Origin of the sequence: Pseudomonas mosselii (genome assembly GCF_019823065.1) — a bacterium.
GTDB classification, from domain to species: Bacteria; Pseudomonadota; Gammaproteobacteria; order Pseudomonadales; family Pseudomonadaceae; genus Aquipseudomonas; species Aquipseudomonas mosselii.
The window spans coordinates 2,031,552-2,057,218 of record NZ_CP081966.1; the positions used below are offsets into that span (position 1 = coordinate 2,031,552).

Below are 25,667 nucleotides of genomic sequence, written 5' to 3' on the forward strand. Positions count from 1 at the left end.
GTAATTGATGTGAGGAGCTTTTCATTGGCAGTCAGTACTCTTGATACCCATGCGTTGTTTGCCCTGGGCGATTTGCGCGCCAAGCTGGTCAAGTTGTTCCAGGGGCGTTTCGTGTATGTCACCGAGCAGAACCCCGACGGCCTGTACATGGCCGAGATCGATACCGACGATGCCATGGTGGTCGACGACAAGCAGCGCCTGGAGCTGAAAGTGGGTGACCACTTCCGTGCCGCCGTGCTGCCCAGCCGCGAAGGCGGCAAGCTCGAACTGCGTTTTCGCGAGATCAAGTTCAATGTCTACGGGCAGGGTGACTACGCCTTCGTTTCCGTGCCGGAAGGCGAGGCCATCGTGTTCCGTGAAGGGCAGGGCGTGATGCTTGTGTTCGCGGCCCAACAGCAGGTTCAGGAAGGCCTGGGCAAGCTACTCAAGGCGGTGACCGGCAAGGTCGCCAAGTGGCGCAAGGGCGAGCTGACCACCTTCAAGGCCAGCGAGTGAGCGACGCCACCACGCCTGCCTCGCGGGCCGACTTCCACCGTGAACATCAGGCAAGGGCGATCGAACAGGCCGAGCGCCTGCTGGCGCGTCGGCTGGAACTGCAGGGCGCTTGGCTGGCCTGGGTGGCCGGCGAGCTCTACCAGATGAGCCCGCCGCCCTTCGTTGCCATGGTGCGCCGCGAGCTGCAGCGCCTGAGCCAGGCCTGAGGCTCAGTTACCGCGATCACGCCCGCTGCTGACTTCTTCTGGTACCTCCTCGCCCGAGGTGCGCTTGCGAAACAGCGCGGCCCTGGCCAGCAGCAGGGTGGTCACCGGCACGGTGATCGACAGCAGGATCGGGATCAGCCAGGCGTGCAGCACCGGGCTCTGCTTGAGCACCGAGAAATACAGGATCGAGGCCAGCGCCACGCACCAGGCGCCGATGGTCGAAGCCAGTGCGGGCGGGTGCATGCGCTGGAAGTACTCCTTCAGGCGCACCAGGCCGATGGCGCCGACCAGCGCGAACAGGCTGCCGATAAGCAGCAGGGCAGCCGTGACCAGCTCCAGCCAGAACGGCAATACCACGCTTTCGTTCATTCGATCACCTCGCCACGCAGGAGGAACTTGGCCAGGGCGAAGGAACCGACGAAGCCGAACAGGGCGATCAGCAGGGCGCCTTCGAAATAGGTATCGCTGGCGTAGCGGATCCCCAGTACCAGCATCATCAGCATGCCCAGGATGTACAGGTAGTCCAGGGCCAGTACCCGGTCCTGGGCGGACGGGCCGCGGAACAGCCGGATCAGCGTCAGCCCCATCGCCAGGGCGAAGATGAACAGGCTGGCGAGGACGGCATTGGCGAGCAGGCCGCTCATTCGAAGATCTCCATCAGCGGGCGTTCATAGGTGTGTTTGAAATGTTCGATGAACGCCGGTTCGTCGTCCAGATCGAACACGTGCAGCAGCAGTACGCTGCGGTCCAGGGCCAGTTCCGACCAGATGGTGCCCGGCACCACGGTGGTGATCATCGATAGCGCCGCCAGGCCGTGCGCGTCGCGCAGGTTCAGCGGGATGTGCACGAACGCCGAGCGCGGTGGCGTGCTGCCGGCGCGCAGGACGCCACGGGCGACCTGCAGGTTGGAATGGATCACATCAAGGCCGACCCGGCCGATCAGCTTGGCAATCACCCAGGGCCTGCGCACGTGGGCATGCTGCGGGCGCAGCGGCGCCATCAGGATCGGTGCGAGGATGCCCAGCAGGGCGCCCAGCAGCAGGTTGCCCGGGCTGACCGACAGATTGAGCAGCAACCACAGCACGAACAGCGCAATGGAAAGCAGTGGCGCGGGGAGCAGTCGATTCATGGTTGCACCTCCAGGCCAGCGGTGGTCGGGCCGGGCAACGGCCGGGTCGCCATCACTGCCTTGATGTAGGTCTCCGGCGTGCGCAGGCTGGCGGCGGTGTCCTGTGTGTAGCGCAGCAGCGGCTCGGCCTTGAGGCTGAGGAAGATGCACAGGCCCAGGAGGATGACGATGGGCACGCATTCATAGCGACGCAACACCGGGGAAGGGCGTTCCTCGGGCTTCCAGAAGCGCTGGATGCCGACGCGGCCGAAGGCGATCAGCGAGGCCATGCCGGACAACACCAGCAGGGTGACCAGGATCCAGCCCGCGGTGCCCAGTGGCTGCTCAGTGGCAACTCCCAGGCCTTGCGGGTTGAACAGCGCGCTGATCAGGTTGAGCTTGCCGATGAAGCCTGACAGTGGCGGCATGCCGATGATCAGCAGGGCGCAAGCTATGAAACTCAGGCCGAGGAAGGCCATGGTCCAGGGAATGATCTGGCCGATCACCGCCTGCTGCTCGTCGTCCAGGTTGATGCCCTTGGGCGGGTGCAGCGATTCCAGGGGCGAAGGCATCGCATCTTCTTCATCGTCCAGCGGCGCCTCGTTGGCCGAGCGCGAGCGCTCAACCAGCTCGGCCAGCAGGAACAGCGCGCACAGGGCCAGGGTGGAGCTTGCCAGGTAGAACAGCGCGGCGCCGGTCAGGATCGATTGGCCGAAGCCGACGGCGGCCAGCAGCGTGCCGGCGGACATCAGGATGCTCAGGGCCGCCAGGCGCTCCAGGCGCTGGGCGGCGAGGATCGACATGGCCGCCACGGCCAGGGTCGCCAGGCCGCCATACACCAGCCAGTCGCCACCGAAGAACGCCGAGGCGCCGGCCTGGCCGGAGAACAGCAGCGTCCACATGCGCAGGATGGCGTACAACCCGACCTTGGTCATGATCGCGAACAGCGCGGCCACCGGTGCGCTGGCCGACGAATAGGCCGGCACCAGCCAGAAGTTCAACGGCCACATCCCGGCCTTGGCCAGGAAGGCAATGGCCAGGATCGCCGCGCCGGCATGCAGCAGGCCGCGGTCTGCTTCTGGCACCAGCGGCACTTTCAGCGCCAGGTCGGCCATGTTCAGGGTACCGGTCACGCCATAGAGCATGGCCGCGCCGACCAGGAACAGCGACGAGGCAAACAGGTTGATGGCGATGTAGTGCAGCCCGGCCTTGACCCGCGCCCGCCCCGAGCCATGCAGCAGCAGGCCGTAGGAGGCCGCCAGCAGCACCTCGAAGAACACGAACAGGTTGAACAGGTCGGCGGTGAGGAAGGCGCCGTACAGGCCCATCAGCTGGATCTGGAACAGTGCGTGAAAGCTGGCCCCGGCACCGTCCCAGCGTGCCCGGGCGAACAGCAGGGCGCTCAAGCCGACGATGCCGGTGAGGGTAAGCAGCAGCGCCGACAGGTGATCGACCACCAGGGCGATGCCGAACGGCGCCGGCCAGTTGCCTGGCAGGTAGACGCCAATGGACTCGGCCTGGCCCTGGGTGCGCACCCACATCAGCAGGGTAACGGCGATGCCCAGGCCAAGGGCGGTGGACAGCAGGTTCAGGCGCGCCTTGAGCCAGCGGTGTTTCTCGCCAATCAGCAGCATCAACGACGCGGTGACCAGCGGCAGCAGGATCGGCGCGATGATCAGTTGGTTCATCCCGCTCATTCCTCACGCTCCCGGCCATCGACGTGGTCGGTCCCGGTCAGGCCGCGGGAGGCCAGCAGCACCACTAGGAACAACGCGGTCATGGCGAAGCTGATGACGATTGCGGTGAGTACCAGTGCCTGGGGCAGCGGGTCGGTGTAGTGCAGCAGGTCGTGGGGCACGCCGTCCTTGATGATCGGCTCCTTGCCGATGAACAGGCTGCCCATGCTGAAAATGAACAGATTGACCCCGTAGGACAGCAGGCACAGGCCCATGATTACCTGATAGGTACGCGGGCGCAGGACCAGCCAGACCCCGGAGGCGGCCAGGACGCCGATGGCGACTGCAATGACTTCTTCCATCAGGCGGCTCCTGCTTGGCTGGACTTGGCGGGGCGGTAGGCGCGCACTGACTGGTGGGCCAGGGCGGTGAGGATCAGCAGGGTCGAGCCGACCACCACGGTGTACACGCCGATGTCGAAGAACAGCGCGCTGGCCACGTGTACGTCACCGAGCAGCGGCAAGTGCAGATGGGCGGTGTGGGTGGTCAGGAACGGGTAGCCCAGCAGTATCGCCCCGGCACCGGTGAGGGTGGCGCAGAGCAGGCCGGTGCCCATCCAGCGCAGCGGACGCAGGCTCATCTGCGCCTCGACCCACTGGGTGCCGGCGACCATGTACTGCAGGATGAACGCCACCGACATCACCAGGCCGGCGACGAAACCGCCGCCTGGCTGGTTGTGGCCACGCATGAACAGGTACATCGACACCAGCAGGGCGATCGGCAGCAGCAGGCGCACCAGGGCGGCCGGCACCATCATGAAGCCGAGCGCGGTGTCGGTGGCCTGGCGCGGGTTGACCAGGTCGGTGACCACGTCCGGTGCCAGCAGGCGTTGCTGCGCCGGCAGCTGCATGCTCTCCTTCGGCGGGCGGAAGCGGCGCAGCAGGGCGAACACGGTCAGCGCCACGGCCACCAGCACGGTGACCTCGCCGAGGGTGTCGAAGCCGCGGAAATCCACCAGCATCACGTTGACTACGTTGGTGCCGCCGCCCTGGGGCAGGGCGCGGCTGAGGTAGAACGACGAGATGTCGTTGGGCGTCGGGCGGGTCAGCATGGCGTAGGACAGCAGTGCCATGCCGCCGCCGACCAGCACTGCCAGCACCAGGTCGCGCAGGCGCCGCAGGCGTGCGCGGTCCTGGCTGCCGGGCAGCGGCGACACGCCTTCGATACGCCGTGGCAGCCAGCGCAGGCCGAGCAGGATCAGCACGGTGGTGACCACCTCGACTGCCAGTTGGGTCAGCGCCAGGTCCGGCGCGGAGAACCAGACGAAGGTGATGCAGGTCATCAGGCCGCAGACGCCGACCATGATCAAGGCGGCCAGTCGGTGATACTTGGCCTGGTAGGCGGCGCCGATGGCGCAGGCGATAGCGATCAGCCAGAGCGCGACGAACACCCCGGAGCCCGGGATCTTTGGCCGGTCGCCCCAGCTCAGGCCACTGTACAGCAGAGGTACCAGGCCAGCGACGAAGGCCGCCAGTGCCAGCATGAACAGTTGCGTCTGCAGGCGCTTGGTGGTCAGCAGCCGCTCGCCATGCCGGGCCAGCAGCATCAGGCGCACCAGGCCGTGCTCGAACAGGCGCTTGCCGTTGAAACGCTCGATCAGCGGTGGATAGGGGAAGCGGCCGCGCTGCAGCTGCTTGCGTAGCAGCAGGTAGAGCACGATACCGCCGGTCATGGCGATCAGGCTCATGATCAGCGGCGCGTTCCAGCCGTGCCAGATGGCCAGGCTGTATTCCGGCAGCACGCCACCCACCACGGGGGTCGCGGCTGCGGCCAGCAACGGGCCGACCGATTGCGCCGGGAAGATGCCGACCACCAGGCAGGTGAGCACCAGCAGTTCGACCGGTGCGCGCATCCAGCGTGGTGGTTCGTGAGGCGTGTGCGGCAGGTCCTGGGCCGGGGGGCCGAAGAACACATCGACGGTAAAGCGCAGCGCGTAGGCCACGCTGAAGGTTCCGGCCAGGGTGGCGATCACCGGCAGGGCCGCTTCGACCCAGGCCGTGGAGGTGATGAACACGGTCTCGGCGAAGAACATCTCCTTGGACAGGAAACCGTTCATCAGCGGCACGCCGGCCATCGAGGCGCTGGCGACCATGGCCAGGGTCGCGGTGAACGGCACCAGGCGGAACAGGCCACTCAGGCGACGGATGTCACGGGTGCCGCTCTCGTGGTCGATGATCCCCGCGGCCATGAACAGCGAGGCCTTGAAGGTGGCGTGGTTGAGGATATGGAACACTGCGGCGACCGCCGCCAGCGGGCTGTTCAGGCCCAGCAGCAAGGTGATCAGGCCAAGGTGGCTGATGGTTGAGTAGGCCAGCAGGCCCTTGAGGTCGTTCTGGAACATCGCGGCGAAGGCGCCGAGCAGCAGGGTGGCGGCACCGGCGCCGCCGACGATCCAGAACCATTCCTCGCTGCCCGACAGCGCCGGCCACAGGCGGGCCAGCAGGAACACCCCGGCCTTGACCATGGTCGCCGAGTGCAGGTAAGCCGAGACGGGGGTGGGCGCCGCCATGGCATGGGGCAGCCAGAACTGGAAGGGAAATTGCGCGCTCTTGCTCAGGGCGCCGATCAGGATGAGGGGCAGCAGCACCGGGTACAGCGCATGCTGGCGGATGGTGTCACCGGCAGCCAGGACCTTGTCCAGGTCATAGCTGCCGACCACATGGCCGAGCAGCAGGGCCCCGACCAGCAGGCACAAGCCGCCGGCCCCCGTGACCATCAACGCCATGTAGGCGCCGCGGCGGGCGTCGGCGCGGTGGTGCCAATAGCCGATCAGCAAGAACGAGAACAGGCTGGTCAATTCCCAGAAGAACACCAGCTGGATCAGGTTGCCGGAGATCACCAGGCCGAGCATGGCGCCCATGAACGCCAGGAAGAAGGCGAAGAAGCGCGGCACCGGGTCCTGGGGCGACATGTAGTAGCGGGCGTACAGCGACACCAGGGTGCCGATGCCCAGCACCAGCAGGCTGAACAGCCAGGCGAAGCCGTCCATGCGCAGGACCAGGTTCAGGCCCAGGCTCGGCAGCCAGAGGAATTCCTCGCGGATCACCCCGCCATCGGCGACCTGGGGGTACAGCAACGCCACCTGGACAGTGCCGACCAGGGCCACGAGCCCGGCAAGAATGGACTCGGCGTTGCGTGCGTTGTGCGGCAGTACAGCCGCCAGGCAACTGCCCAGGAAGGGCAGAAGCAATAGCACAATCAATGACATAGCGTTCTGTTCTGAGAAGTTTGCCAAGGATCATACGTGCCGGACGGTTGATCACCAACACGCAAGCGGTTGCAGGATCCTACAAATGTGCTGTGACAAGCTGTTTTTTTATAACAGTTTCTTTCAGAGCATAGCGGCTGAGCGAATGTCCGTGGGTCTGTATTCAACGCTTGCGGATTGTCTGTGAAGGCGGGGGGCTTACAACCCCGCCTCGCGCTCGCGGGCCTCATCATCCTGCAAGGCGCTGGCCTCATCCTGGCGACGAATCTTCAGCTCGCTCACCACCACCGCCAGCACGATCAGCAGCCCGCCGATCAACGCCACGCCTGGCAGGCGCTCGCCGGCGATGCGCCCGACGATGCCGGCCCACACAGGTTCGCCAGCGTAGATCAGGGTGGCGCGGGTCGGCGAGACCGACTTCTGCGCCCAGTTCATCGCCACCTGGATCACCGCGCTCATGGCGCCCAGGCCTACCGCACTGATGAGCAGCAGCCAGGAAAAACCGGGCAGTTGTTCCTGGGTCGGCACGATCATCAGGAACGACAGCGCCGAGGCGGTGGCCAACTGCACCACGGTGACCCGGCGCACATCGACCTGGCCGGCGTAGCGACTGATCAGGATGATCTCGCCGGCGATCGCCACGGCGCTGACCAGCGTCACCAGTTCGCCTTCACTGAAGTGCAGCGCGCCGCCCTCGGGGCCGGCCAGCAGCATCAGGCCGACGAAGGCCAGGCCGATGCCCAGGCTCGGCATCAGGCCCGGGCGGCGGCCCAGTACCAGCCATTGCAGCAGAGGCACGAAGGGCACATAGAGCGCGGTGATGAACGCCGACTGGCTGCTGCTGATGGTCTGCAGGCCCATGGTCTGCAAGCCGTAGCCCAACATGATCGAGACGCCGATGAGCACGCCGGCCTTGAGCTCGGTGAAGGTCAGCCCCGACAGCGAACGGGCCGACACCAGGCCGACGAACAGGGCGGCGGCGGCAAAGCGCAGGCCGACGAAGAACATCGGCCCGCTGACGGTCATGACGTTGTGCACGATCAGGAAGGTGCCGCCCCAGAGCATGGTGATGAACACCAGCACCAGTTCGGCCTTGCTCAGGCGCAAGCTGACGGTGGGTTTGCGGGCGGGGGCTTGGCTCATGGTCTTGCGCACTCGGAAGGGGCGGCGCACAATTCGCCGCAAAGTGGGCAGTATACTGCGCACCCCCTACCAGTGAGCAATATAGTGCACAAAGATTCCGAGCACCGTGCATCGGTGCTGCAGCATGTCAGCCAGAACGTTCGCCGCTTGCGTGGCGACGCCGGCCTGAGCCAGGCCGCCCTGGCCGAGCGCTCCGGGGTCAGCCGGCGGATGCTGGTGGCCATCGAGGCTGGCGAGAAGAATGTCAGCCTCACCACCCTGGACCTGATCGCCGAAGCGCTGGGGGTGGCGTTCAGCACCCTGATCCAGGCGCCGGACCGCCGCGACCCCAGCCGCATCGAAGAGCTGGCCTGGGCCGGTGTGCACCCTGCCAGCCGCGCCGTGCTGCTAGGCAGCAGCCCGGCGCGACGCGAGGTCGAGTTGTGGGAGTGGACCCTGGCCCCCGGCGAGTGCTACGCCAGCGAAGCCGATGCCGCCGGCTGGAGCGAGCAGATCTATGTGACCGAAGGCCGCCTGACCCTGATCATCGAAGGGGGAGAGCGGCAATTGGGCAAGGGCGAATTCTTCGTCTTCCCCAGCGACTGCCGCTACGCCTACCGCAACGATGGGCAGGAGCCGGTGCGTTTCGTGCGCAACGTGGTGATCTGAGCCCTCAACCGGCCAGCAACTCGTCGGTACTGGTCACCCTGGCGTAGGCGAATGCCAGCGCGGCCATTGCCGAGGCGTGCACATCGGCCGCCGCAACCGTCTTGCCGTCGAACTCCAGCGCCAGCGTCGCGCAGGCATCGTAGGCCACGCTGACTTCATAGCCGAAGTCGGCGGCGGCGCGGGTCGCGGCATCGATGCACATGTGGCTCATGCTGCCGGCGATGGTCAGTGCCTTGATGTCGTGCTGGTCGAGCAGCGCCTTCAGCTGGGTGTCGCGGAAGCTGTTGACCTTGTGCTTGAGCACCACCGCCTCGCCGGCCGCCGGCGCGACCTTGGGGTGGATCTGCGCGCCGGCCGAGCCTGGCACGAAGAAGGGGGCGTCGGCGCTCTCGAACTCATGGCGCACATGCACCACTAGGTCGCCACGCTCACGGGCCGCGGCCAGTAACCGGGCGGCGTTGTCGGCGGCCGCCTCGGCGCCGTCCAGGGTCCATTTGCCACCGGGGAAGTAGTCGTTCTGGATATCGATGATGATCAGGGCGCGCTTGCTCATGGTGCCTCCTGCGGCAGTAGTGATGAACTGCCGATAGTTATAGGCTGTGGCGACCCGATCGAGGATAGGCGCGAGCGACACAATGACGGCAAAAACTGACAGCCTGGAAATCGGCGTGCTGATCTATCCCGGCGCCCAGAGCGCGGCGGTGCACGGCCTGACCGACCTGTTCGCGGTGGCCAACCGGGTCGCCGCGCAGCTGGGCGCACACGATCTGCCGGTGCTGCGGGTGACCCATTGGCAGCTCGATGGCGCGGGGCAGCTGCAGGTGGTGCATGACAGCCAGCCGGCAAGCGGCCATGCGCTGCGGGCGCTGATGATTCCGCCGAGCCTGGCGGCGACCCCGTCTGCCGAGGTGTTGCAGGCCCATCGCGCCGCGCTCAGTCAGGTGCACGGCCAGGGTACCGTGCTGGCCTCGGTATGCATCGGTGTGTTCCTGGTGGCCGGCAGCGGCCTGCTGGATGGTCGGGCGGCCTGTACCCATTGGAACTATGCCCAGGCCCTTTCCGATCGCTTCCCCAAGGTGCGGGTGCAAGGCAGCCAGCCACTGCTCGACGACGGCGACATCGTCACCTCTGCCGGGCTGATGGCCTGGACCGACCTCGGCTTGCACTTGATCGAACGCTTCCTCGGCCACACCCTGGCCCGCGAGACGGCCCGCTATCTTGCGGTCGAGCCCTCGCCGGCGCCGCTGCCCGGCGCCCTGTTCCAGCCGCGCCTGGACCATGGTGACGAGGCGGTGCTGAAGGTGCAGCACTGGTTGCAGGCCGAGGAGGCCCGGGATGCCGGCCTGGCCGACATGGCCGGTTGCGCGGGCCTCGAGCCGCGCACCTTCCTGCGTCGCTTTCGCGCCGCCACCGGCCTGCGTCCCACCGAATACGCGCAGCAGGTGCGGGTCGGCCGGGCTTGCCGCTTGCTGGAGTTCACCCGGCGCAGCGTCGACCAGATCGCCTGGGGCGTCGGCTATCAGGACCCCAGCGCTTTTCGCAAGGTGTTCCAGCGCCTGACCGGGATGACCCCCAGCGACTACCGGCGGCGCTTCGCGGTCATCAGCGGCTGAGCCTCGCTGCTGGTCGGGTGCGGCCCCGGGCCCTCATCGGCGAGGCGGTCGTGATGGTTGCGCAGCGGGCATTCCTTCAACGACATGCAGCCACAGCCGATGCAGCCGTCGAGCTGGTCGCGCAGCATCACCAGCTCGTCGATGCGCCGGCTCAGGTCGTCGCGCCAGCGCGCCGACAGGCGTTGCCAATCGTCGGCAGTGGGCGTGTGATCGCAGGGCAGCGCCTGCAGGGCGCTGGCGATGTCGGCCAGGGCGATGCCCAGGCGCTGGGCCATCTTGATCACCGCCACCCGACGCAGCATGGCACGCGGATAGCGGCGCTGGTTGCCGGCGTTGCGGGTGCTGTGGATCAGCCCCTTGGTCTCGTAGAAGTGCAGCGCGGTCACGGCCACGCCGCTGCGCGCGGCCAGCTGTCCGACGCTGAGCAGGCGGTCCTGGGCGGAAGGGGGCTTCATTGGCAATAAAATCCTTGACCTTGAGTTAGCTGAAGGTTTTACCCTTCACGACCATCTGCTGCAAGAGCCCAAAACGAGGAGATGCGTCATGGCGGCCAACACCCATTCCCTGTGGTTCACCCAGATGATCGAGTACGACGTGCCCCCCTTGCGCCAGGATGCCCTGGCCGAGGCCCTGGTGGTGCGCAGCGAGCACCTCGCGCAACGCTGCGATGGCCTGCTCAGCGTCAGCATCCAGGTCAGCGACGACGGTCGCCGGGTGCTCCAGCACCTGCGCTGGCAATCGCGCCAGGCCTGGGCGGCCGCCGCTGGCTGCTTCATCGAGGAGCCGTTCCTCGACCTACTGGGCGAGCACCGGGCCCGTGGGGTGAACTTCGCCGCGTACCAGACGCTACGCAGCCTGGTGCGTGGCGCCGACGGCGGCCTGCACTGCCAGCTGGGCAGCACTCAGGCGTACCAGGGCGCGTAGTGCGGGTAGCGGTCCAGGCGCGCGCCGATGACCATCTCGCTGATCCAGGCCGTGAGCAGGGCGCTATAGGCTTTCTGACTCTCTTCGCTGGACAGCGCGTGGTCGGCGCCATCGACCAGGCGGTGGGTCATCGAGTGGGCGCCGACGAAGGCCGAGCGATAGCTCATCAGCGTGCTGTGCGGCACATAGTCGTCCTGTTCGGACTCCACCAAGAGCACGTCGCCGGCGAATTCGGCGCAGGCGGCCAAGGCGCGGTTGTCGGCAGGGCCGAGCTCACGCAGGCGGTAGGCGTTGAGCCGCTGGCGGTCGAGGGCCTGCTTGGGCGCATCCCATTCATCGTCCCAGTAGAGTGCCGGCACCCTTAGGGCGAGCCATTTGACTGGCCGGTGACGGGTGAGCAGGGTGGCCAGGTAGCCGCCGTAGCTGCTGCCGATCACGGCAATGGCGCCGGGGTCGACCGATGGCTGGCTGGCCAGCCGGTCGTAGGCGGCCAGCAGGTCGGCCAGGTTCTGCTCGCGGGTGACGGTCAGGCGCTGGCTCTCGGTCTTTTCGTGGCCGCGCAGGTCGAAGGTCATGCATACGCAGCCAAGCCCGGTGATCTGCCGGGCGCGGGCCAGGTCGCGCTGCTGGCTGCCGCCCCAGCCATGGACGAAGAGGATCCCCGGCATGCGGCTGCCCGGGCTGACCAGGGTGCCGACGATGCTTTCGCCCTCGACCTGCAGTTCAACGGTTTCACTCTCGATGGTCATGGTCACGTATCCGTGCATATTTGCTGAGTTGTCCAAGTTCACTGTCGTGGCCCTGATAGAACAGGGTGGCGTCGGTGGGCAGTTGCGCGTCGCCAAAGACCTCGTGGGTTGACGCGCGTAGCCGTTGCAGCGCCGGGTCGGCGGCGAAGGCCTGCAGCGCGAGGACCTCGGCGGGGCTGGCACCGCCCAGTCGCCAGGATTGCTCGAGCACGCCGCTGCGCAGGTGTCCGTGATGGTCCTGGCCGCGGGCGATGTCGTAGTTGCGCCGTGAGGCGATGAAGCCTGGGAAGTAGCGCTCGGCAGCCTCTTCGTAGGTCATGGCCTGGTTGATGGCCAAGCGCAGGTGATCCTCAAGTGGCAGCTGCAGCAGGTGCTGGTAGTCACCGCGCACGATCACCAGGTCGGAACCACCATATACCTCGGTGCCCGCATGATCGCGGGTGAGGTGCTGGGTGCCGTGATAGCTCAGGGTCAGCCCGGCCACGCGTACCTGGCCGACGCTGAAGGTCTCGACGGCATCGAGGTCTTCCTCAAGCACCAGGCCCCACAGCCCCAATTGCTGTTCATCCATTGCCTCCAGCAGCGGCTCCAGGGCCTGACCATCAACGATCACCTGCTGGCCCCGACCGGCGCAGGCCAGTACCGGCTTGATCCTCACCGGTCCATCGCGCAGCAGCAGTTCGGCAGCGCGCCGGGCATCGGCCTTGGAGAACACGGTATAGCCACGCAGCAGGGCGTCGCTGGCGTGTTGGGCAAAGGCATCGGTCCAGCCGGGAGGGAAGATGGCGTCTGCCGGTAGCGGGTGGGAGATAGCCTTGGTGGCCATGTGCGGATGGCTGACCATGCCGCCGAACAGGTCATGCTCGTCGTGGACGCCGAGCGCAGCGTACCGCTGCGCGTCGACCAGGGTCTGGGTCGGTACATAGTAGTAAGCGGCCGTTTCGGATTGCGTGGGCGATGGCTCGACCCGCTCGACACCCAGCAGAAGGGCTAGGTGATCGGCAATCTTCAGGTGGACCGCCCGTTCGTGCTCGGGAGTGTGCTCGCGGGTGTCGAGCAGCACGACGGCGCTTTTCGGTTCGCGTGAGTGGGGCATGGCCTACCTCGCGTACGCACGGTATGTAAGGGTTGTGAAGGCCCGTAGCCGGTTTAGTTCAGGGGGATGGATCGACGGTCGGCAGGGCAGTTGGGGCAATGCATACCTTGTTACGGTCGTGGTGATTGCGGGCGTCTGCCGGGTGTTTCATTATCAACGCCTTGGACCCGTCGACACCTATCCGCAGGAGTGCGCATGAACAGTCAGTCCCCCCTTCACGAATCCGTCCCGGCGCGCCTTGCCCGTGTGCGCGAGGCCATGGCCCGGGAGGGCGTGAATGCCCTGTTGGTGCCTTCGGCTGACCCGCACCTGTCCGAGTACCTGCCGGGCTATTGGCAGGGGCGGCAGTGGCTGTCCGGTTTCCTCGGTTCGGTGGGGACGCTGGTGGTAACGGCTGACTTTGCCGGGCTGTGGGCTGACAGCCGTTACTGGGAGCAGGCGGAAAAGGAGCTGGTCGGCAGTGGTATCGAGCTGATGAAGCTGCGCCCCGGCCAGCCCGGGGCGCTGGAATGGCTGGGGACGGAGGTGGACGGCACGGTCGCGGTGGATGGCGCGGTCATGGCCCTGGCCTCGGCGCGGCAACTGGGCGAGCGCCTGCAGGCGCGTGGTTCGACGTTGCGCACCGATCTTGACCTGCTGGATCGGGTATGGGTTGACCGCCCCTCGCTGCCGGGTAATCCGGTGTACCAGCACCTGCCACCCCATGCCACGGTCAACCGTGCGCAAAAACTCGTTGAACTGCGCAGCACGCTGCGGGAAAAGGGCGCCGATTGGCACTTTATCGCCACCCTCGACGACATCGCCTGGCTGTTCAACCTGCGTGGTAGCGATGTCTCCTACAACCCCGTGTTCGTTTCCTTCGCGCTGGTCAGCCAGGACGAGGCGTTCCTGTTTGTCGGGCGTGACAAGGTCGACGGCCACCTGCGCCAGGTACTGGCGGCCGATGGCATCGAGGTCCGCGACTACGCTGAGGTCAACGACGCGTTGGCCGCGATTCCGGCAGCAGCCAGTCTGCTGGTGGACCCGGCGCGGGTTACTCGCGGCCTGCTGGACAATTTGCACGAGCAGGTGCGACTGGTTGAGAGTATCAACCCGACCACCCTGAGCAAATCGTGCAAGGGAGAAGGGGATCTCGTTCATATTCGCCAGGCCATGGAGCAGGATGGCGCGGCGCTATGCGAATTCTTCGCCTGGTTCGAAGCGAACCTCGGCGTGCAACCGATCACCGAACTGACCATCGACGACCAGTTGAGCGCAGCCCGTGCCCGTCGTCCTGGCTTTGTGTCGCTGAGCTTTTCGACCATCGCGGCGTACAATGCAAACGGCGCAATGCCGCACTACCGCGCCACCGAAGAGTCCCATGCCGTCATTGAGGGCAATGGCCTGCTGTTGATCGACTCGGGCGGCCAGTACCTGGGCGGGACCACCGATATTACGCGGATGGTGCCGATCGGCGAGCCGAGCCATGAGCAGAAGGCCGATTGCTCCCGGGTGCTCAAGGGCATGATCGCCCTGTCGCGGGCCAGGTTCCCGCGTGGGATACTCTCGCCGCTGCTTGATGCCATCGCCCGGGCACCGATCTGGGCCGATCAGGTCGAGTACGGCCATGGCACCGGTCACGGTGTCGGCTATTTCATGAATGTGCACGAAGGCCCGCAAGTGATTGCCTACCAGGCCGCGGCCACACCGCAGACGGCCATGCAGCCGGGCATGATCAGTTCCATCGAGCCCGGCACCTACCGCCCGGGGCAGTGGGGCGTGCGGATCGAGAACCTGGTGGTCAACCGCGAGGCCGGTACCAGCGAGTTCGGTGAGTTCCTTTCGTTCGAGACTTTGACCCTGTGTCCAATCGACACCCGCTGTCTGCTGGTCGAGACGCTGGGCAGTGAAGACATCGCCTGGTTGAACCGTTACCACCAGACGGTGCGGGAGCGACTGGCGCCGTTGCTGGAAGGCGAGGCGCTAGCGTGGCTGGAGCGACGCACTTCCGCGCTGTGAGCATGGTGTGCTGGTAACAAAAAGGGCAGCCATTGGCTGCCCTTTGTTTATCGGTTACTTGCAAATCACGATCATGCTACGGCTGGTATAGCCGGCCGGATTGATGCCGAACACATAGTCGCCAGGCTCTTCGTCGGTGTCGCCGGACCGGGCGATTACCTTGTAGCCTTTGCTGCCGCAGGAGCTGGCGGCCTTGCTGTAGCACTTGTCCCATGACGAGGAGAGCCCCGAGCAGTTGATATGCAGGCCCTTCTTCCCTCGCTTCACTTCGGTATTGGCTGTCGCGGCGCATCCAGCGATGGCCAGGATGGCCAGGATGAGAAAAATACGTTTCATTCCTGTCCTTATTTGGCCCAACTGCACTCACGGGCCTGTGGTTTGCGCCTTGTCTCTTCCCTGATGGTCCCCAGCGTCCATGTACCGCTCAGTAGATAGCGTCAAGATTATATTTGGGTGACAGCTTAATCAGCCACGGCGGGCGGTACAAGGTTGCAAGCCTTCTAAATGCAAATATTTCTCAAATCAGTCGGCGGCCACGGCCGGGGCCGCATCCCGTTTCATCGACAGGGTCGCACCTACAGAGGCAGTGATGATGGCAAGGATTGCCAGCCATTGCCAAAGGGTAAGCTTCTCGCCCAGGAAGAGTAGTCCGGACAGTGCGCCAAAGGCCGGCTCGATGCTCATCAATGTGCCGAAGGTACGGGCGGGCATGCGGGTCAAGGCGACCATTTCCAGGCTGTAAGGCAGAGCTGTCGACAGGATGGCCACGCCCAGGGCCACGGGTAGCAGCGCGGGTGTCAGCAAGGCGCTGCCGGCGTGGGCGATTCCAATCGGGGCGACGAACAGGGCTGCGATCACCACACCCAAGGCCGCGGTCTGGATACCGTTCTCGGCTCCGGCCTTTTGCCCGTAGAGGATGTACAACGCCCAGCACACGCCGGCCCCTAGGGCATAGCCGGCGCCGATCGGGTCCAGCCCGCCGTCGGTCTGGCCGACGGGAATCAACAGCAGCAGGCCGGCGACCGCCAGGGCGATCCATAGGAAGTCCAGTGCCCGTCGCGAGGCCCATAGCGCCACGGCAAGCGGTCCGGTGAATTCAAGGGCGACAGCGATACCCAGCGGCACGCTGCGCAATGACATATAGAAGAGGAAATTCATGCCGCCCAGGGCCATGCCGTAGATAATCACGCTGCGCAGGGTGCTGGCATCCAGGCGAGCACGCCAGGGGCGCAGCAACAGGAGCATGATCACGCTGGCGAAGATGAGTCGCAGGGCGGTGGTGCCTTGGGCGCCGACGATGGGGAACATGCTCTTGGCCAGCGAAGCGCCGGACTGGATGGAGGCCATGGCGATCAGCAGCAGGCCGATGGGGAACAGCGTGGCGGCCAGGCTGCGGTTTGGGGTGTTCATGGAGGCTTCCGTTTTAGTGCGCGCAAGGGTGTGCAATATAGTGCGCACTGATGGAAGGGTTGGCAAGGTTGGTATTGGTGTGCAGATGAAGGTTGCGGCGAGTGGCTGGCGGCTCCTGAAGGGGTACTTTTCATATGCTTGAAATAAAAGGTTGACGGGCTTTCAGATCCCCTTATAATGCGCCCCACTTCCAGCGACATCGGAACGAAAAACTCCTTTAATATCAATGAGTTGATTGTTGAAGAGGGTGGCGGAGGTGCTTCGGTCTAACGATCGGCAGCGGTGAGAAAGGCAGTTGACAGCAGGTTGTAACGCTGTATGATTTGCCTCCCGCTACGAGAGATCGCAGCGAGTCAAGTGTTTGAAGTGAAACGAGTTCTTCGTTAAAAACCTCAAAATAAACGCTTGACAGCAAATGAGGAAAGCGTAGAATGCGCGCCTCGGTTGAGACGAAACGCTCTCAGTCAAACGCTCTTTAACAAATTGAATCAAGCAATTCGTGTGGGTGCTTGTGAGTACGGACTGATCGTCGCCAAGATTATCAGCATCACAAGTGGCCATGCGAGAAATCACATAGTCATTTGAGATTGCTGAGCCAAGTTTAGGGTTTCTTAAAAACCCAAGCAGTATTGAACTGAAGAGTTTGATCATGGCTCAGATTGAACGCTGGCGGCAGGCCTAACACATGCAAGTCGAGCGGATGACGGGAGCTTGCTCCTTGATTCAGCGGCGGACGGGTGAGTAATGCCTAGGAATCTGCCTGGTAGTGGGGGACAACGTTTCGAAAGGAACGCTAATACCGCATACGTCCTACGGGAGAAAGCAGGGGACCTTCGGGCCTTGCGCTATCAGATGAGCCTAGGTCGGATTAGCTAGTAGGTGAGGTAATGGCTCACCTAGGCGACGATCCGTAACTGGTCTGAGAGGATGATCAGTCACACTGGAACTGAGACACGGTCCAGACTCCTACGGGAGGCAGCAGTGGGGAATATTGGACAATGGGCGAAAGCCTGATCCAGCCATGCCGCGTGTGTGAAGAAGGTCTTCGGATTGTAAAGCACTTTAAGTTGGGAGGAAGGGCAGTAAGTTAATACCTTGCTGTTTTGACGTTACCGACAGAATAAGCACCGGCTAACTCTGTGCCAGCAGCCGCGGTAATACAGAGGGTGCAAGCGTTAATCGGAATTACTGGGCGTAAAGCGCGCGTAGGTGGTTCGTTAAGTTGGATGTGAAAGCCCCGGGCTCAACCTGGGAACTGCATCCAAAACTGGCGAGCTAGAGTATGGTAGAGGGTGGTGGAATTTCCTGTGTAGCGGTGAAATGCGTAGATATAGGAAGGAACACCAGTGGCGAAGGCGACCACCTGGACTGATACTGACACTGAGGTGCGAAAGCGTGGGGAGCAAACAGGATTAGATACCCTGGTAGTCCACGCCGTAAACGATGTCAACTAGCCGTTGGAATCCTTGAGATTTTAGTGGCGCAGCTAACGCATTAAGTTGACCGCCTGGGGAGTACGGCCGCAAGGTTAAAACTCAAATGAATTGACGGGGGCCCGCACAAGCGGTGGAGCATGTGGTTTAATTCGAAGCAACGCGAAGAACCTTACCAGGCCTTGACATGCAGAGAACTTTCCAGAGATGGATTGGTGCCTTCGGGAACTCTGACACAGGTGCTGCATGGCTGTCGTCAGCTCGTGTCGTGAGATGTTGGGTTAAGTCCCGTAACGAGCGCAACCCTTGTCCTTAGTTACCAGCACGTTATGGTGGGCACTCTAAGGAGACTGCCGGTGACAAACCGGAGGAAGGTGGGGATGACGTCAAGTCATCATGGCCCTTACGGCCTGGGCTACACACGTGCTACAATGGTCGGTACAGAGGGTTGCCAAGCCGCGAGGTGGAGCTAATCTCACAAAACCGATCGTAGTCCGGATCGCAGTCTGCAACTCGACTGCGTGAAGTCGGAATCGCTAGTAATCGCAAATCAGAATGTTGCGGTGAATACGTTCCCGGGCCTTGTACACACCGCCCGTCACACCATGGGAGTGGGTTGCACCAGAAGTAGCTAGTCTAACCTTCGGGGGGACGGTTACCACGGTGTGATTCATGACTGGGGTGAAGTCGTAACAAGGTAGCCGTAGGGGAACCTGCGGCTGGATCACCTCCTTAATCGAAGACATCAGCCTGCTGATGAGCTCCCACACGAATTGCTTGATTCATTGTGTAAAGACGATGCTGTAACGCGACCCTGTTATAGGTCTGTAGCTCAGTTGGTTAGAGCGCACCCCTGATAAGGGTGAGGTCGGCAGTTCAAATCTGCCCAGACCTACCAATTACTTGGTGCGGCTGGTCAAATGGGGCCATAGCTCAGCTGGGAGAGCGCCTGCCTTGCACGCAGGAGGTCAGCGGTTCGATCCCGCTTGGCTCCACCACTCTTTCAGGTTTCGCAGCACTGCTCAGAACTTAGAAATGAACATTCGGTGATGAATGTTGATTTCTGACTTTTGTCAGATCGTTCTTTAAAAATTCGGATATGTGATAGATAGACTGAATACCAGTTTCACTGCTGGTTATTCAGGCTAAGGTAAAATTTGTGAGTTCTGCTCAGCAATGAGCAACATGCGAATTTTCGGCGAATGTCGTCTTCACAGTATAACCAGATTGCTTGGGGTTATATGGTCAAGTGAAGAAGCGCATACGGTGGATGCCTTGGCAGTCAGAGGCGATGAAAGACGTGGTAGCCTGCGATAAGCTTTGGGGAGTCGGCAAACAGACTGTGATCCAGAGATCTCTGAATGGGGGAACCCAGCCAGCATAAGCTGGTTATCTTGTACTGAATACATAGGTGCAAGAGGCGAACCAGGGGAACTGAAACATCTAAGTACCCTGAGGAAAAGAAATCAACCGAGATTCCCTTAGTAGTGGCGAGCGAACGGGGACCAGCCCTTAAGCTGGTTTGAGATTAGTGGAACGCTCTGGAAAGTGCGGCCATAGTGGGTGATAGCCCCGTACACGAAAATCTCTTGCCAGTGAAATCGAGTAGGACGGAGCACGAGAAACTTTGTCTGAACATGGGGGGACCATCCTCCAAGGCTAAATACTACTGACTGACCGATAGTGAACCAGTACCGTGAGGGAAAGGCGAAAAGAACCCCGGAGAGGGGAGTGAAATAGAACCTGAAACCGTATGCGTACAAGCAGTGGGAGCCTACTTTGTTAGGTGACTGCGTACCTTTTGTATAATGGGTCAGCGACTTATATTCAGTGGCGAGCTTAACCGAATAGGGGAGGCGTAGCGAAAGCGAGTCTTAATAGGGCGCTTTAGTCGCTGGGTATAGACCCGAAACCGGGCGATCTATCCATGGGCAGGTTGAAGGTTAGGTAACACTGACTGGAGGACCGAACCGACTACCGTTGAAAAGTTAGCGGATGACCTGTGGATCGGAGTGAAAGGCTAATCAAGCTCGGAGATAGCTGGTTCTCCTCGAAAGCTATTTAGGTAGCGCCTCATGTATCACTGTAGGGGGTAGAGCACTGTTTCGGCTAGGGGGTCATCCCGACTTACCAAACCGATGCAAACTCCGAATACCTACAAGTGCCGAGCATGGGAGACACACGGCGGGTGCTAACGTCCGTCGTGAAAAGGGAAACAACCCAGACCGTCAGCTAAGGTCCCAAAGTCATGGTTAAGTGGGAAACGATGTGGGAAGGCTTAGACAGCTAGGAGGTTGGCTTAGAAGCAGCCACCCTTTAAAGAAAGCGTAATAGCTCACTAGTCGAGTCGGCCTGCGCGGAAGATGTAACGGGGCTCAAACCATGCACCGAAGCTACGGGTGTCATCTTTGATGACGCGGTAGAGGAGCGTTCTGTAAGCCTGTGAAGGTGAGTTGAGAAGCTTGCTGGAGGTATCAGAAGTGCGAATGCTGACATGAGTAACGACAATGCGAGTGAAAAACTCGCACGCCGAAAGACCAAGGTTTCCTGCGCAACGTTAATCGACGCAGGGTTAGTCGGTCCCTAAGGCGAGGCTGAAAAGCGTAGTCGATGGAAAACAGGTTAATATTCCTGTACTTCCAGTTATTGCGATGGAGGGACGGAGAAGGCTAGGCCAGCTTGGCGTTGGTTGTCCAAGTTTAAGGTGGTAGGCTGAGATCTTAGGCAAATCCGGGATTTCAAGGCCGAGAGCTGATGACGAGTGCTCTTTAGAGCGCGAAGTGGTTGATGCCATGCTTCCAAGAAAAGCTCCTAAGCTTCAGATAACTGGGAACCGTACCCCAAACCGACACAGGTGGTTAGGTAGAGAATACCAAGGCGCTTGAGAGAACTCGGGTGAAGGAACTAGGCAAAATGGCACCGTAACTTCGGGAGAAGGTGCGCCGGTGAGGGTGAAGCACTTGCTGCGTAAGCCCACGCCGGTCGAAGATACCAGGCCGCTGCGACTGTTTATTAAAAACACAGCACTCTGCAAACACGAAAGTGGACGTATAGGGTGTGACGCCTGCCCGGTGCCGGAAGGTTAATTGATGGGGTTAGCGCAAGCGAAGCTCTTGATCGAAGCCCCGGTAAACGGCGGCCGTAACTATAACGGTCCTAAGGTAGCGAAATTCCTTGTCGGGTAAGTTCCGACCTGCACGAATGGCGTAACGATGGCGGCGCTGTCTCCACCCGAGACTCAGTGAAATTGAAATCGCTGTGAAGATGCAGTGTATCCGCGGCTAGACGGAAAGACCCCGTGAACCTTTACTATAGCTTTGCACTGGACTTTGAGCTTGCTTGTGTAGGATAGGTGGGAGGCTTTGAAGTGGGGACGCCAGTTCTCATGGAGCCATCCTTGAAATACCACCCTGGCAACCTTGAGGTTCTAACTCAGGTCCGTTATCCGGATCGAGGACAGTGTATGGTGGGTAGTTTGACTGGGGCGGTCTCCTCCCAAAGAGTAACGGAGGAGTACGAAGGTGCGCTCAGACCGGTCGGAAATCGGTCGTAGAGTATAAAGGCAAAAGCGCGCTTGACTGCGAGACACACACGTCGAGCAGGTACGAAAGTAGGTCTTAGTGATCCGGTGGTTCTGTATGGAAGGGCCATCGCTCAACGGATAAAAGGTACTCCGGGGATAACAGGCTGATACCGCCCAAGAGTTCATATCGACGGCGGTGTTTGGCACCTCGATGTCGGCTCATCACATCCTGGGGCTGAAGCCGGTCCCAAGGGTATGGCTGTTCGCCATTTAAAGTGGTACGCGAGCTGGGTTTAGAACGTCGTGAGACAGTTCGGTCCCTATCTGCCGTGGACGTTTGAGATTTGAGAGGGGCTGCTCCTAGTACGAGAGGACCGGAGTGGACGAACCTCTGGTGTTCCGGTTGTCACGCCAGTGGCATTGCCGGGTAGCTATGTTCGGAAGAGATAACCGCTGAAAGCATCTAAGCGGGAAACTTGCCTCAAGATGAGATCTCACTGGAGCCTTGAGCTCCCTGAAGGGCCGTCGAAGACTACGACGTTGATAGGTTGGGTGTGTAAGCGCTGTGAGGCGTTGAGCTAACCAATACTAATTGCCCGTGAGGCTTGACCATATAACACCCAAGCAATCTGCTACGCAGATTGTGGTGGTGAAGACGAAAGATCCGAAAGTTCGTACGACCACAAATTCACATATCCGAATTAGCCAAGAGTGTTCCTAAGACATTCTGGCAACAGAATTTCTTGACGACCATAGAGCATTGGAACCACCTGATCCCATCCCGAACTCAGTAGTGAAACGATGCATCGCCGATGGTAGTGTGGGGCTTCCCCATGTGAGAGTAGGTCATCGTCAAGATTCATTTCGCAAAACCCCTATCTGCGCGAGCAGGTAGGGGTTTTGTCTTTTCCGCGTTCCAGGCGCGAACGCCGCGCTCCCGGTAGGAGCGGCCTTGCCGAGGCGTCGGACCGGTCGGAAAGGGGCCGCACAGGTCTTTACGCGAGTTGTGTCGCCAGTTCGTTGAAAGATGGACGGGCCAGTACATCGGGTTGCTGGCAGCGTTCAGCCAGTTCCCCTAACACTGTATCGGGCTTGTCGCAGCGTACCAGCAGTTCCTCGACAAGAATGCCGAAAGCCCTTGTTTCCAGGCGTTCGAGCGCGCGTGCGGGGAGACTGTCGTCCTGTGGATGGAACGAGGCGGCGCCGAAGTCGCCCAGCAGGCACTGGCCATTCGCATCGAACAGGATGTTGTGGGCATACAGATCGCCGTGATTCAAGCCTCGACTGTGCAGGTGGGCGCAGACCGAGGCAATACCGGCAACGAGGTGTCGCAATGCTGGCAAGGTCAGTTCTCGTGTGCCGGGGTAACGGTCACGGGTGCAGCTGTCTAGGCTGGGTGGGCCGGCCAGGTTCGACCAGTGCGAATCGATCAATTGCATCACCAGCGCCGGAAGCTGCTGCGGGTGGTCGTCGATGCGCCCGGCCAGGCGTACCAACTGGGGGTGGTCACCGGCGGCGATACAGGCGCTCATCTCCGCCAGCGGCGAACCATCGCTGGTAATCGCGCCTTTGTACAGCTTGACCGCCACCGGTGCCGCCTGGCCGTTCCAGTGCGCACGGTGGATCACTCCAGAGGCACCACGGCCAAGCTCTTCTTCCAGGCGGATATCCTTCCAGTGAAGGGAGGGGCAGTTCTCCTGCGTTACAGGGGCGACAAAACCTGGCGGCAGGGGATTGTCGGCGTAGGCCAACCAAGCCAGGCGCGGCATGCGCAGCAGCCAGTCGGGCAGGGTGTCCAGCCGGTTGCTGGCCACGCGCAGCAACTCCAGCCGTACGCAATTGGCCAGGCCTTCAGGCAGGGTGGTGAGCCGGTTGCCGGCGAGCATCAGCTTCTGCAGCTGTGGGCAATTGCCCAAGGCCTCGGGCAATTGCTCCAGTGCGTTTTCTGTCAGCACCAGCGAGCGCAACGAGCGCGGCAGCGCCTGGGCGTCGACCCGGGTGATGCGGTTGTTCCTGAAACCCACTGTCTGCAGGGCTTGGCAACGGCCAATGGCGTGAGGCAGGTGGGTGAATCGGTTGTTCGAGCAGAACAGCACCTTGAGGCGATTCAAGCGGTGCAGGTCGTCGGGCAGTTCGCTCAGCCTGTTGCCGGAGAGGTCCAGTACCTCGAGGCTGTCGGCCAGGTCAAAGATCTCCCGAGGGAAATCGATCAAGTCCTGGCAGAGATTGAGGCGAGTGATGCCGCGCAGGCGGCCGGCGCGTAGGTCGTCGAGGGTATGCATAGGCTGTTCTGTCTTGATGAGTGGCCATTGTAAGCAGACAGGTGCGGCAAATCTGCATATGGGTTGCGACTTAAGTCCGATGGCGGGCGGGCCGCGCCGGTCCATACTCAGGGTTCGCCCTTCAATAACAACAAGTACCGGGTTGCGAACCAATGACTTATCAGCACAGCTACGCCCATTCCATCACCGATCCCGCCACCTTCTGGCAGGCCCAGGCCGAACAGCTGGCCTGGCAGCGCAAGCCTACCCTGACCCTGCAGCAGAACGCCGACGGCACCCACAGCTGGTTCGCTGATGGGCGCCTCAACAGCTGTCACCTGGCCCTCGATCATCAGATCGAGCAGGGCCGCGGCGAACAGATGGCGTTGATCTACGATTCGCCCGTGACCGGCGTGCAGCAGACCTTCACCTACCACCAGCTGCGCGACGAGGTGGCGCGCCTGGCCGGGCTGCTGCGCTCGCTGGGCGTGGGCAAGGGGGACGGGGTGATCATCTACATGCCAATGGTGCCCCAGGCGGCGATGGCCATGCTCGCCTGCGCCCGCATCGGCGCGGTGCACTCGGTGGTATTCGGCGGTTTTGCCGCCAACGAGCTCGCCCTGCGCATCGACGATGCTCGACCGACGCTGCTGCTGACGGCATCCTGCGGCCTGGAATTCGACCGGGTGATTGAATACAAGCCCCTGGTCGATCGCGCCCTGCAGTTGGCCCGTCATCAGCCGCGGCATGTACTGGTGCTGCAGCGTCCGCAGGCGCGCGCCGAGCTGCAGGCCGGGCGCGACCTGGACTGGCAGCAAGCGCTGGTTGGCGTCGAGCCGGTAGCGCCGGTGGCGCTCGACGCGGGTGACCCGCTGTACATCATGTACACCTCCGGCACCACCGGCAAACCCAAGGGCATCGTGCGCGAGAATGGCGGCAACGCAGTCGCCCTGTGCTACGCCATGCGTCATGTCTACGGCATGCAGGCGGGTGATGTGTGGTGGGGGATTTCCGATGTGGGTTGGGTGGTGGGTCATTCACTGATTGTCTACGGGCCGCTGATGAGCGGCTGCACCACGGTGTTTTATGAGGGCAAGCCGATTCGTACTCCGGATGCCTCGGCCTACTGGCGGGTGGTCGAGCAGTACAAGGTCAACGGCTTGTTCTGTGCGCCCACCGCCATGCGCGCGATTCGCAAAGAAGACCCGGAAGGCGAGTTGATCCGTCGCCATGACCTGGGCTCGCTGCGCCAACTGTTCCTGGCCGGTGAAAAGCTCGACTCGAGTACCCATGAATGGCTCGAGCGGGTCAGCGGCAAGCCGGTGCACGACCATTGGTGGCAGACCGAGACCGGTTGGCCGGTGACCGCGCCTTGCGTTGGCCTTGAAGGCAGCGCGGCGCGGCCTGGGTCGAGCAACCGTGCGGTACCGGGTTATCACGTGCAGGTGCTGGACGACGACGGCAAGCCGCTGGGGCCCAACCAGCAGGGCGCGATCGTCATCGCCCTGCCGCTGCCGCCGGGGTGCAGCCAGACGCTGTGGGGCGATCACGAGCGCTACCTGCAGGCGTACCTGCACAGCTACCCGGGCTATTACCACACTGGCGACGGCGGTTATCTGGACGAGGACGGCTTCGTTTACATCATGGGACGCACCGATGACGTGATCAACGTCTCCGGGCATCGGCTGTCGACTGGCGAAATGGAGGACCTGGTGGCGCGTCATCCGGCGGTGGCCGAGTGCGCGGTGATCGGTGTGCACGACGAGATCAAGGGCCAGGTGCCGTTGGCGCTGGTGGTGCTCAAGGACGGCCAGGGCATTGGCGAGACGCAGTTGCAGGGTGAGCTGGTGGCCAGCGTGCGCGAGCAGATCGGCGCGCTGGCTTGCTTCAACCGAGTGCGCTTGGTGAAACGCCTGCCCAAGACCCGCTCGGGCAAGATCCTGCGGGCGGTACTGCGCAAGATCGCCGATGGGCAGGACTACGTGCCGCCCTCGACCTTGGACGATCCGGCGGTGCTGGCGGAGATCGAGGGGGTGCTGTCTGATCTGCCCAGGGCGAGTTGAAGTCATCGCGGCGCAAGCCCGCTCTCACGCAATCCTCAGGGGCAGAACATGAC

The 25,667-nt window shown here is 62.5% G+C and carries 21 protein-coding genes, 2 tRNA genes and 3 rRNA genes; 12 read left to right on the forward strand and 14 right to left on the reverse strand.

Annotated elements, in window-relative coordinates; genetic code table 11:
- Nucleotides 1-24 precede the first annotated feature (24 nt).
- Nucleotides 25-495, forward strand: coding sequence for a hypothetical protein (locus K5H97_RS09265; protein WP_028690546.1), 471 nt, complete (start codon nt 25-27; stop codon nt 493-495).
- Nucleotides 492-701: a hypothetical protein gene (locus tag K5H97_RS09270; protein WP_028690547.1), complete on the forward strand. Its 210-nt coding sequence runs from the start codon at nt 492-494 to the stop codon at nt 699-701. Before K5H97_RS09265 ends, K5H97_RS09270 begins: the two co-directional genes overlap by 4 nt.
- 3 nt (nt 702-704) lie before the next feature.
- Here K5H97_RS09270 and K5H97_RS09275 read toward each other — a convergent pair whose 3' ends face one another.
- From K5H97_RS09275 to K5H97_RS09305, 7 genes are all read right to left on the reverse strand, one after another.
- Nucleotides 705-1,070 carry a Na+/H+ antiporter subunit G gene (locus K5H97_RS09275; RefSeq protein WP_028690548.1) on the reverse strand — a complete coding sequence of 122 codons (366 nt, stop codon included), beginning with the start codon at nt 1,068-1,070 and terminating at the stop codon, nt 705-707.
- Nucleotides 1,067-1,345 (reverse strand): K+/H+ antiporter subunit F, encoded by a 279-nt coding sequence (locus K5H97_RS09280; protein WP_011534656.1) that lies wholly within the window; start codon nt 1,343-1,345, stop codon nt 1,067-1,069. Before K5H97_RS09280 ends, K5H97_RS09275 begins: the two co-directional genes overlap by 4 nt.
- Nucleotides 1,342-1,830 (reverse strand): Na+/H+ antiporter subunit E, encoded by a 489-nt coding sequence (locus tag K5H97_RS09285; protein ID WP_028690549.1) that lies wholly within the window; start codon nt 1,828-1,830, stop codon nt 1,342-1,344. The genes K5H97_RS09280 and K5H97_RS09285 overlap by 4 nt, the downstream gene beginning before the upstream one ends.
- Complete coding sequence (locus K5H97_RS09290; protein WP_028690550.1) at nt 1,827-3,506, reverse strand: monovalent cation/H+ antiporter subunit D; 1,680 nt, start codon at nt 3,504-3,506, stop codon at nt 1,827-1,829. Before K5H97_RS09290 ends, K5H97_RS09285 begins: the two co-directional genes overlap by 4 nt.
- Nucleotides 3,503-3,847, reverse strand: a complete 345-nt coding sequence (locus K5H97_RS09295) for a Na+/H+ antiporter subunit C (RefSeq protein WP_028690551.1) — start codon at nt 3,845-3,847, stop codon at nt 3,503-3,505. The genes K5H97_RS09290 and K5H97_RS09295 overlap by 4 nt, the downstream gene beginning before the upstream one ends.
- Nucleotides 3,847-6,753, reverse strand: coding sequence for a monovalent cation/H+ antiporter subunit A (locus tag K5H97_RS09300; RefSeq protein ID WP_028690552.1), 2,907 nt, complete (start codon nt 6,751-6,753; stop codon nt 3,847-3,849). The genes K5H97_RS09295 and K5H97_RS09300 overlap by 1 nt, the downstream gene beginning before the upstream one ends.
- 198 nt (nt 6,754-6,951) lie before the next feature.
- On the reverse strand, nt 6,952-7,896 hold the full coding sequence (locus K5H97_RS09305; RefSeq protein WP_028690553.1) for a DMT family transporter: 945 nt from the start codon (nt 7,894-7,896) through the stop codon (nt 6,952-6,954).
- An 84-nt stretch (nt 7,897-7,980) separates the two neighbouring features.
- Here K5H97_RS09305 and K5H97_RS09310 point away from each other — a divergent pair, with 84 nt between their 5' ends.
- Complete coding sequence (locus K5H97_RS09310; RefSeq protein WP_028690554.1) at nt 7,981-8,544, forward strand: helix-turn-helix domain-containing protein; 564 nt, start codon at nt 7,981-7,983, stop codon at nt 8,542-8,544.
- 4 nt (nt 8,545-8,548) lie between these two features.
- Here the strand turns inward: K5H97_RS09310 and K5H97_RS09315 are convergent, their stop codons facing one another.
- Nucleotides 8,549-9,097 (reverse strand): cysteine hydrolase family protein, encoded by a 549-nt coding sequence (locus K5H97_RS09315; protein WP_028690555.1) that lies wholly within the window; start codon nt 9,095-9,097, stop codon nt 8,549-8,551.
- An 82-nt stretch (nt 9,098-9,179) separates the two neighbouring features.
- Between K5H97_RS09315 and K5H97_RS09320 the strand changes: the two genes are divergently transcribed.
- A complete protein-coding gene (locus K5H97_RS09320) occupies nt 9,180-10,157 on the forward strand; it encodes a GlxA family transcriptional regulator (protein WP_028690556.1) in 978 nt (325 codons plus the stop codon).
- Here the strand turns inward: K5H97_RS09320 and soxR are convergent.
- Nucleotides 10,124-10,612 (reverse strand): redox-sensitive transcriptional activator SoxR, encoded by a 489-nt coding sequence (gene soxR, locus K5H97_RS09325; RefSeq protein WP_036986069.1) that lies wholly within the window; start codon nt 10,610-10,612, stop codon nt 10,124-10,126. The two genes, K5H97_RS09320 and soxR, sit on opposite strands and share 34 nt — an antisense overlap.
- An 88-nt stretch (nt 10,613-10,700) precedes the next feature.
- On the opposite strand from soxR, the gene K5H97_RS09330 reads away from it, so the two are divergent.
- Nucleotides 10,701-11,081, forward strand: coding sequence for an antibiotic biosynthesis monooxygenase (locus K5H97_RS09330; RefSeq protein WP_028690558.1), 381 nt, complete (start codon nt 10,701-10,703; stop codon nt 11,079-11,081).
- Here the strand turns inward: K5H97_RS09330 and K5H97_RS09335 are convergent.
- Nucleotides 11,060-11,830, reverse strand: coding sequence for an alpha/beta hydrolase family protein (locus K5H97_RS09335; RefSeq protein ID WP_028690559.1), 771 nt, complete (start codon nt 11,828-11,830; stop codon nt 11,060-11,062). The genes K5H97_RS09330 and K5H97_RS09335 overlap by 22 nt on opposite strands.
- Nucleotides 11,814-12,926: a DUF3182 family protein gene (locus K5H97_RS09340; RefSeq protein ID WP_028690560.1), complete on the reverse strand. Its 1,113-nt coding sequence runs from the start codon at nt 12,924-12,926 to the stop codon at nt 11,814-11,816. The genes K5H97_RS09335 and K5H97_RS09340 overlap by 17 nt, the downstream gene beginning before the upstream one ends.
- 195 nt (nt 12,927-13,121) lie before the next feature.
- On the opposite strand from K5H97_RS09340, the gene K5H97_RS09345 reads away from it, so the two are divergent.
- Nucleotides 13,122-14,924 (forward strand): aminopeptidase P family protein, encoded by a 1,803-nt coding sequence (locus tag K5H97_RS09345; protein ID WP_028690561.1) that lies wholly within the window; start codon nt 13,122-13,124, stop codon nt 14,922-14,924.
- A gap of 54 nt (nt 14,925-14,978) precedes the next feature.
- Here K5H97_RS09345 and K5H97_RS09350 read toward each other — a convergent pair whose 3' ends face one another.
- The gene (locus K5H97_RS09350; protein WP_028690562.1) at nt 14,979-15,260 is read right to left on the reverse strand and encodes a hypothetical protein; all 282 of its coding nucleotides are present in this window, start codon (nt 15,258-15,260) and stop codon (nt 14,979-14,981) included.
- Between the two features lie 186 nt (nt 15,261-15,446).
- Nucleotides 15,447-16,334 (reverse strand): threonine/homoserine exporter RhtA, encoded by an 888-nt coding sequence (rhtA, locus tag K5H97_RS09355; RefSeq protein ID WP_028690563.1) that lies wholly within the window; start codon nt 16,332-16,334, stop codon nt 15,447-15,449.
- A gap of 631 nt (nt 16,335-16,965) precedes the next feature.
- Here rhtA and K5H97_RS09360 point away from each other — a divergent pair.
- From K5H97_RS09360 to rrf, 5 genes are all read left to right on the forward strand, one after another.
- Nucleotides 16,966-18,502, forward strand: a 16S ribosomal RNA gene (locus K5H97_RS09360).
- An 86-nt stretch (nt 18,503-18,588) separates the two neighbouring features.
- A tRNA-Ile gene (locus K5H97_RS09365) sits at nt 18,589-18,665 on the forward strand.
- Between the two features lie 24 nt (nt 18,666-18,689).
- Nucleotides 18,690-18,765: transfer RNA gene (locus K5H97_RS09370), tRNA-Ala, on the forward strand.
- Nucleotides 18,766-19,010: 245 nt separating this feature from the next.
- Nucleotides 19,011-21,903, forward strand: a 23S ribosomal RNA gene (locus tag K5H97_RS09375).
- A 129-nt stretch (nt 21,904-22,032) separates the two neighbouring features.
- Nucleotides 22,033-22,148 (forward strand): 5S ribosomal RNA (gene rrf / locus K5H97_RS09380).
- Together the 16S, 23S and 5S rRNA genes with 2 tRNA genes alongside form the textbook arrangement of a ribosomal RNA operon.
- 137 nt (nt 22,149-22,285) lie before the next feature.
- Here rrf and K5H97_RS09385 read toward each other — a convergent pair.
- Complete coding sequence (locus K5H97_RS09385) at nt 22,286-23,572, reverse strand: leucine-rich repeat-containing protein kinase family protein (protein WP_028692217.1); 1,287 nt, start codon at nt 23,570-23,572, stop codon at nt 22,286-22,288.
- A 152-nt stretch (nt 23,573-23,724) separates the two neighbouring features.
- On the opposite strand from K5H97_RS09385, the gene K5H97_RS09390 reads away from it, so the two are divergent.
- Entirely contained in the window at nt 23,725-25,614 is a 1,890-nt protein-coding gene (locus K5H97_RS09390) for a propionyl-CoA synthetase (protein WP_028692216.1), read from the forward strand.
- Nucleotides 25,615-25,667: the final 53 nt, after the last annotated feature.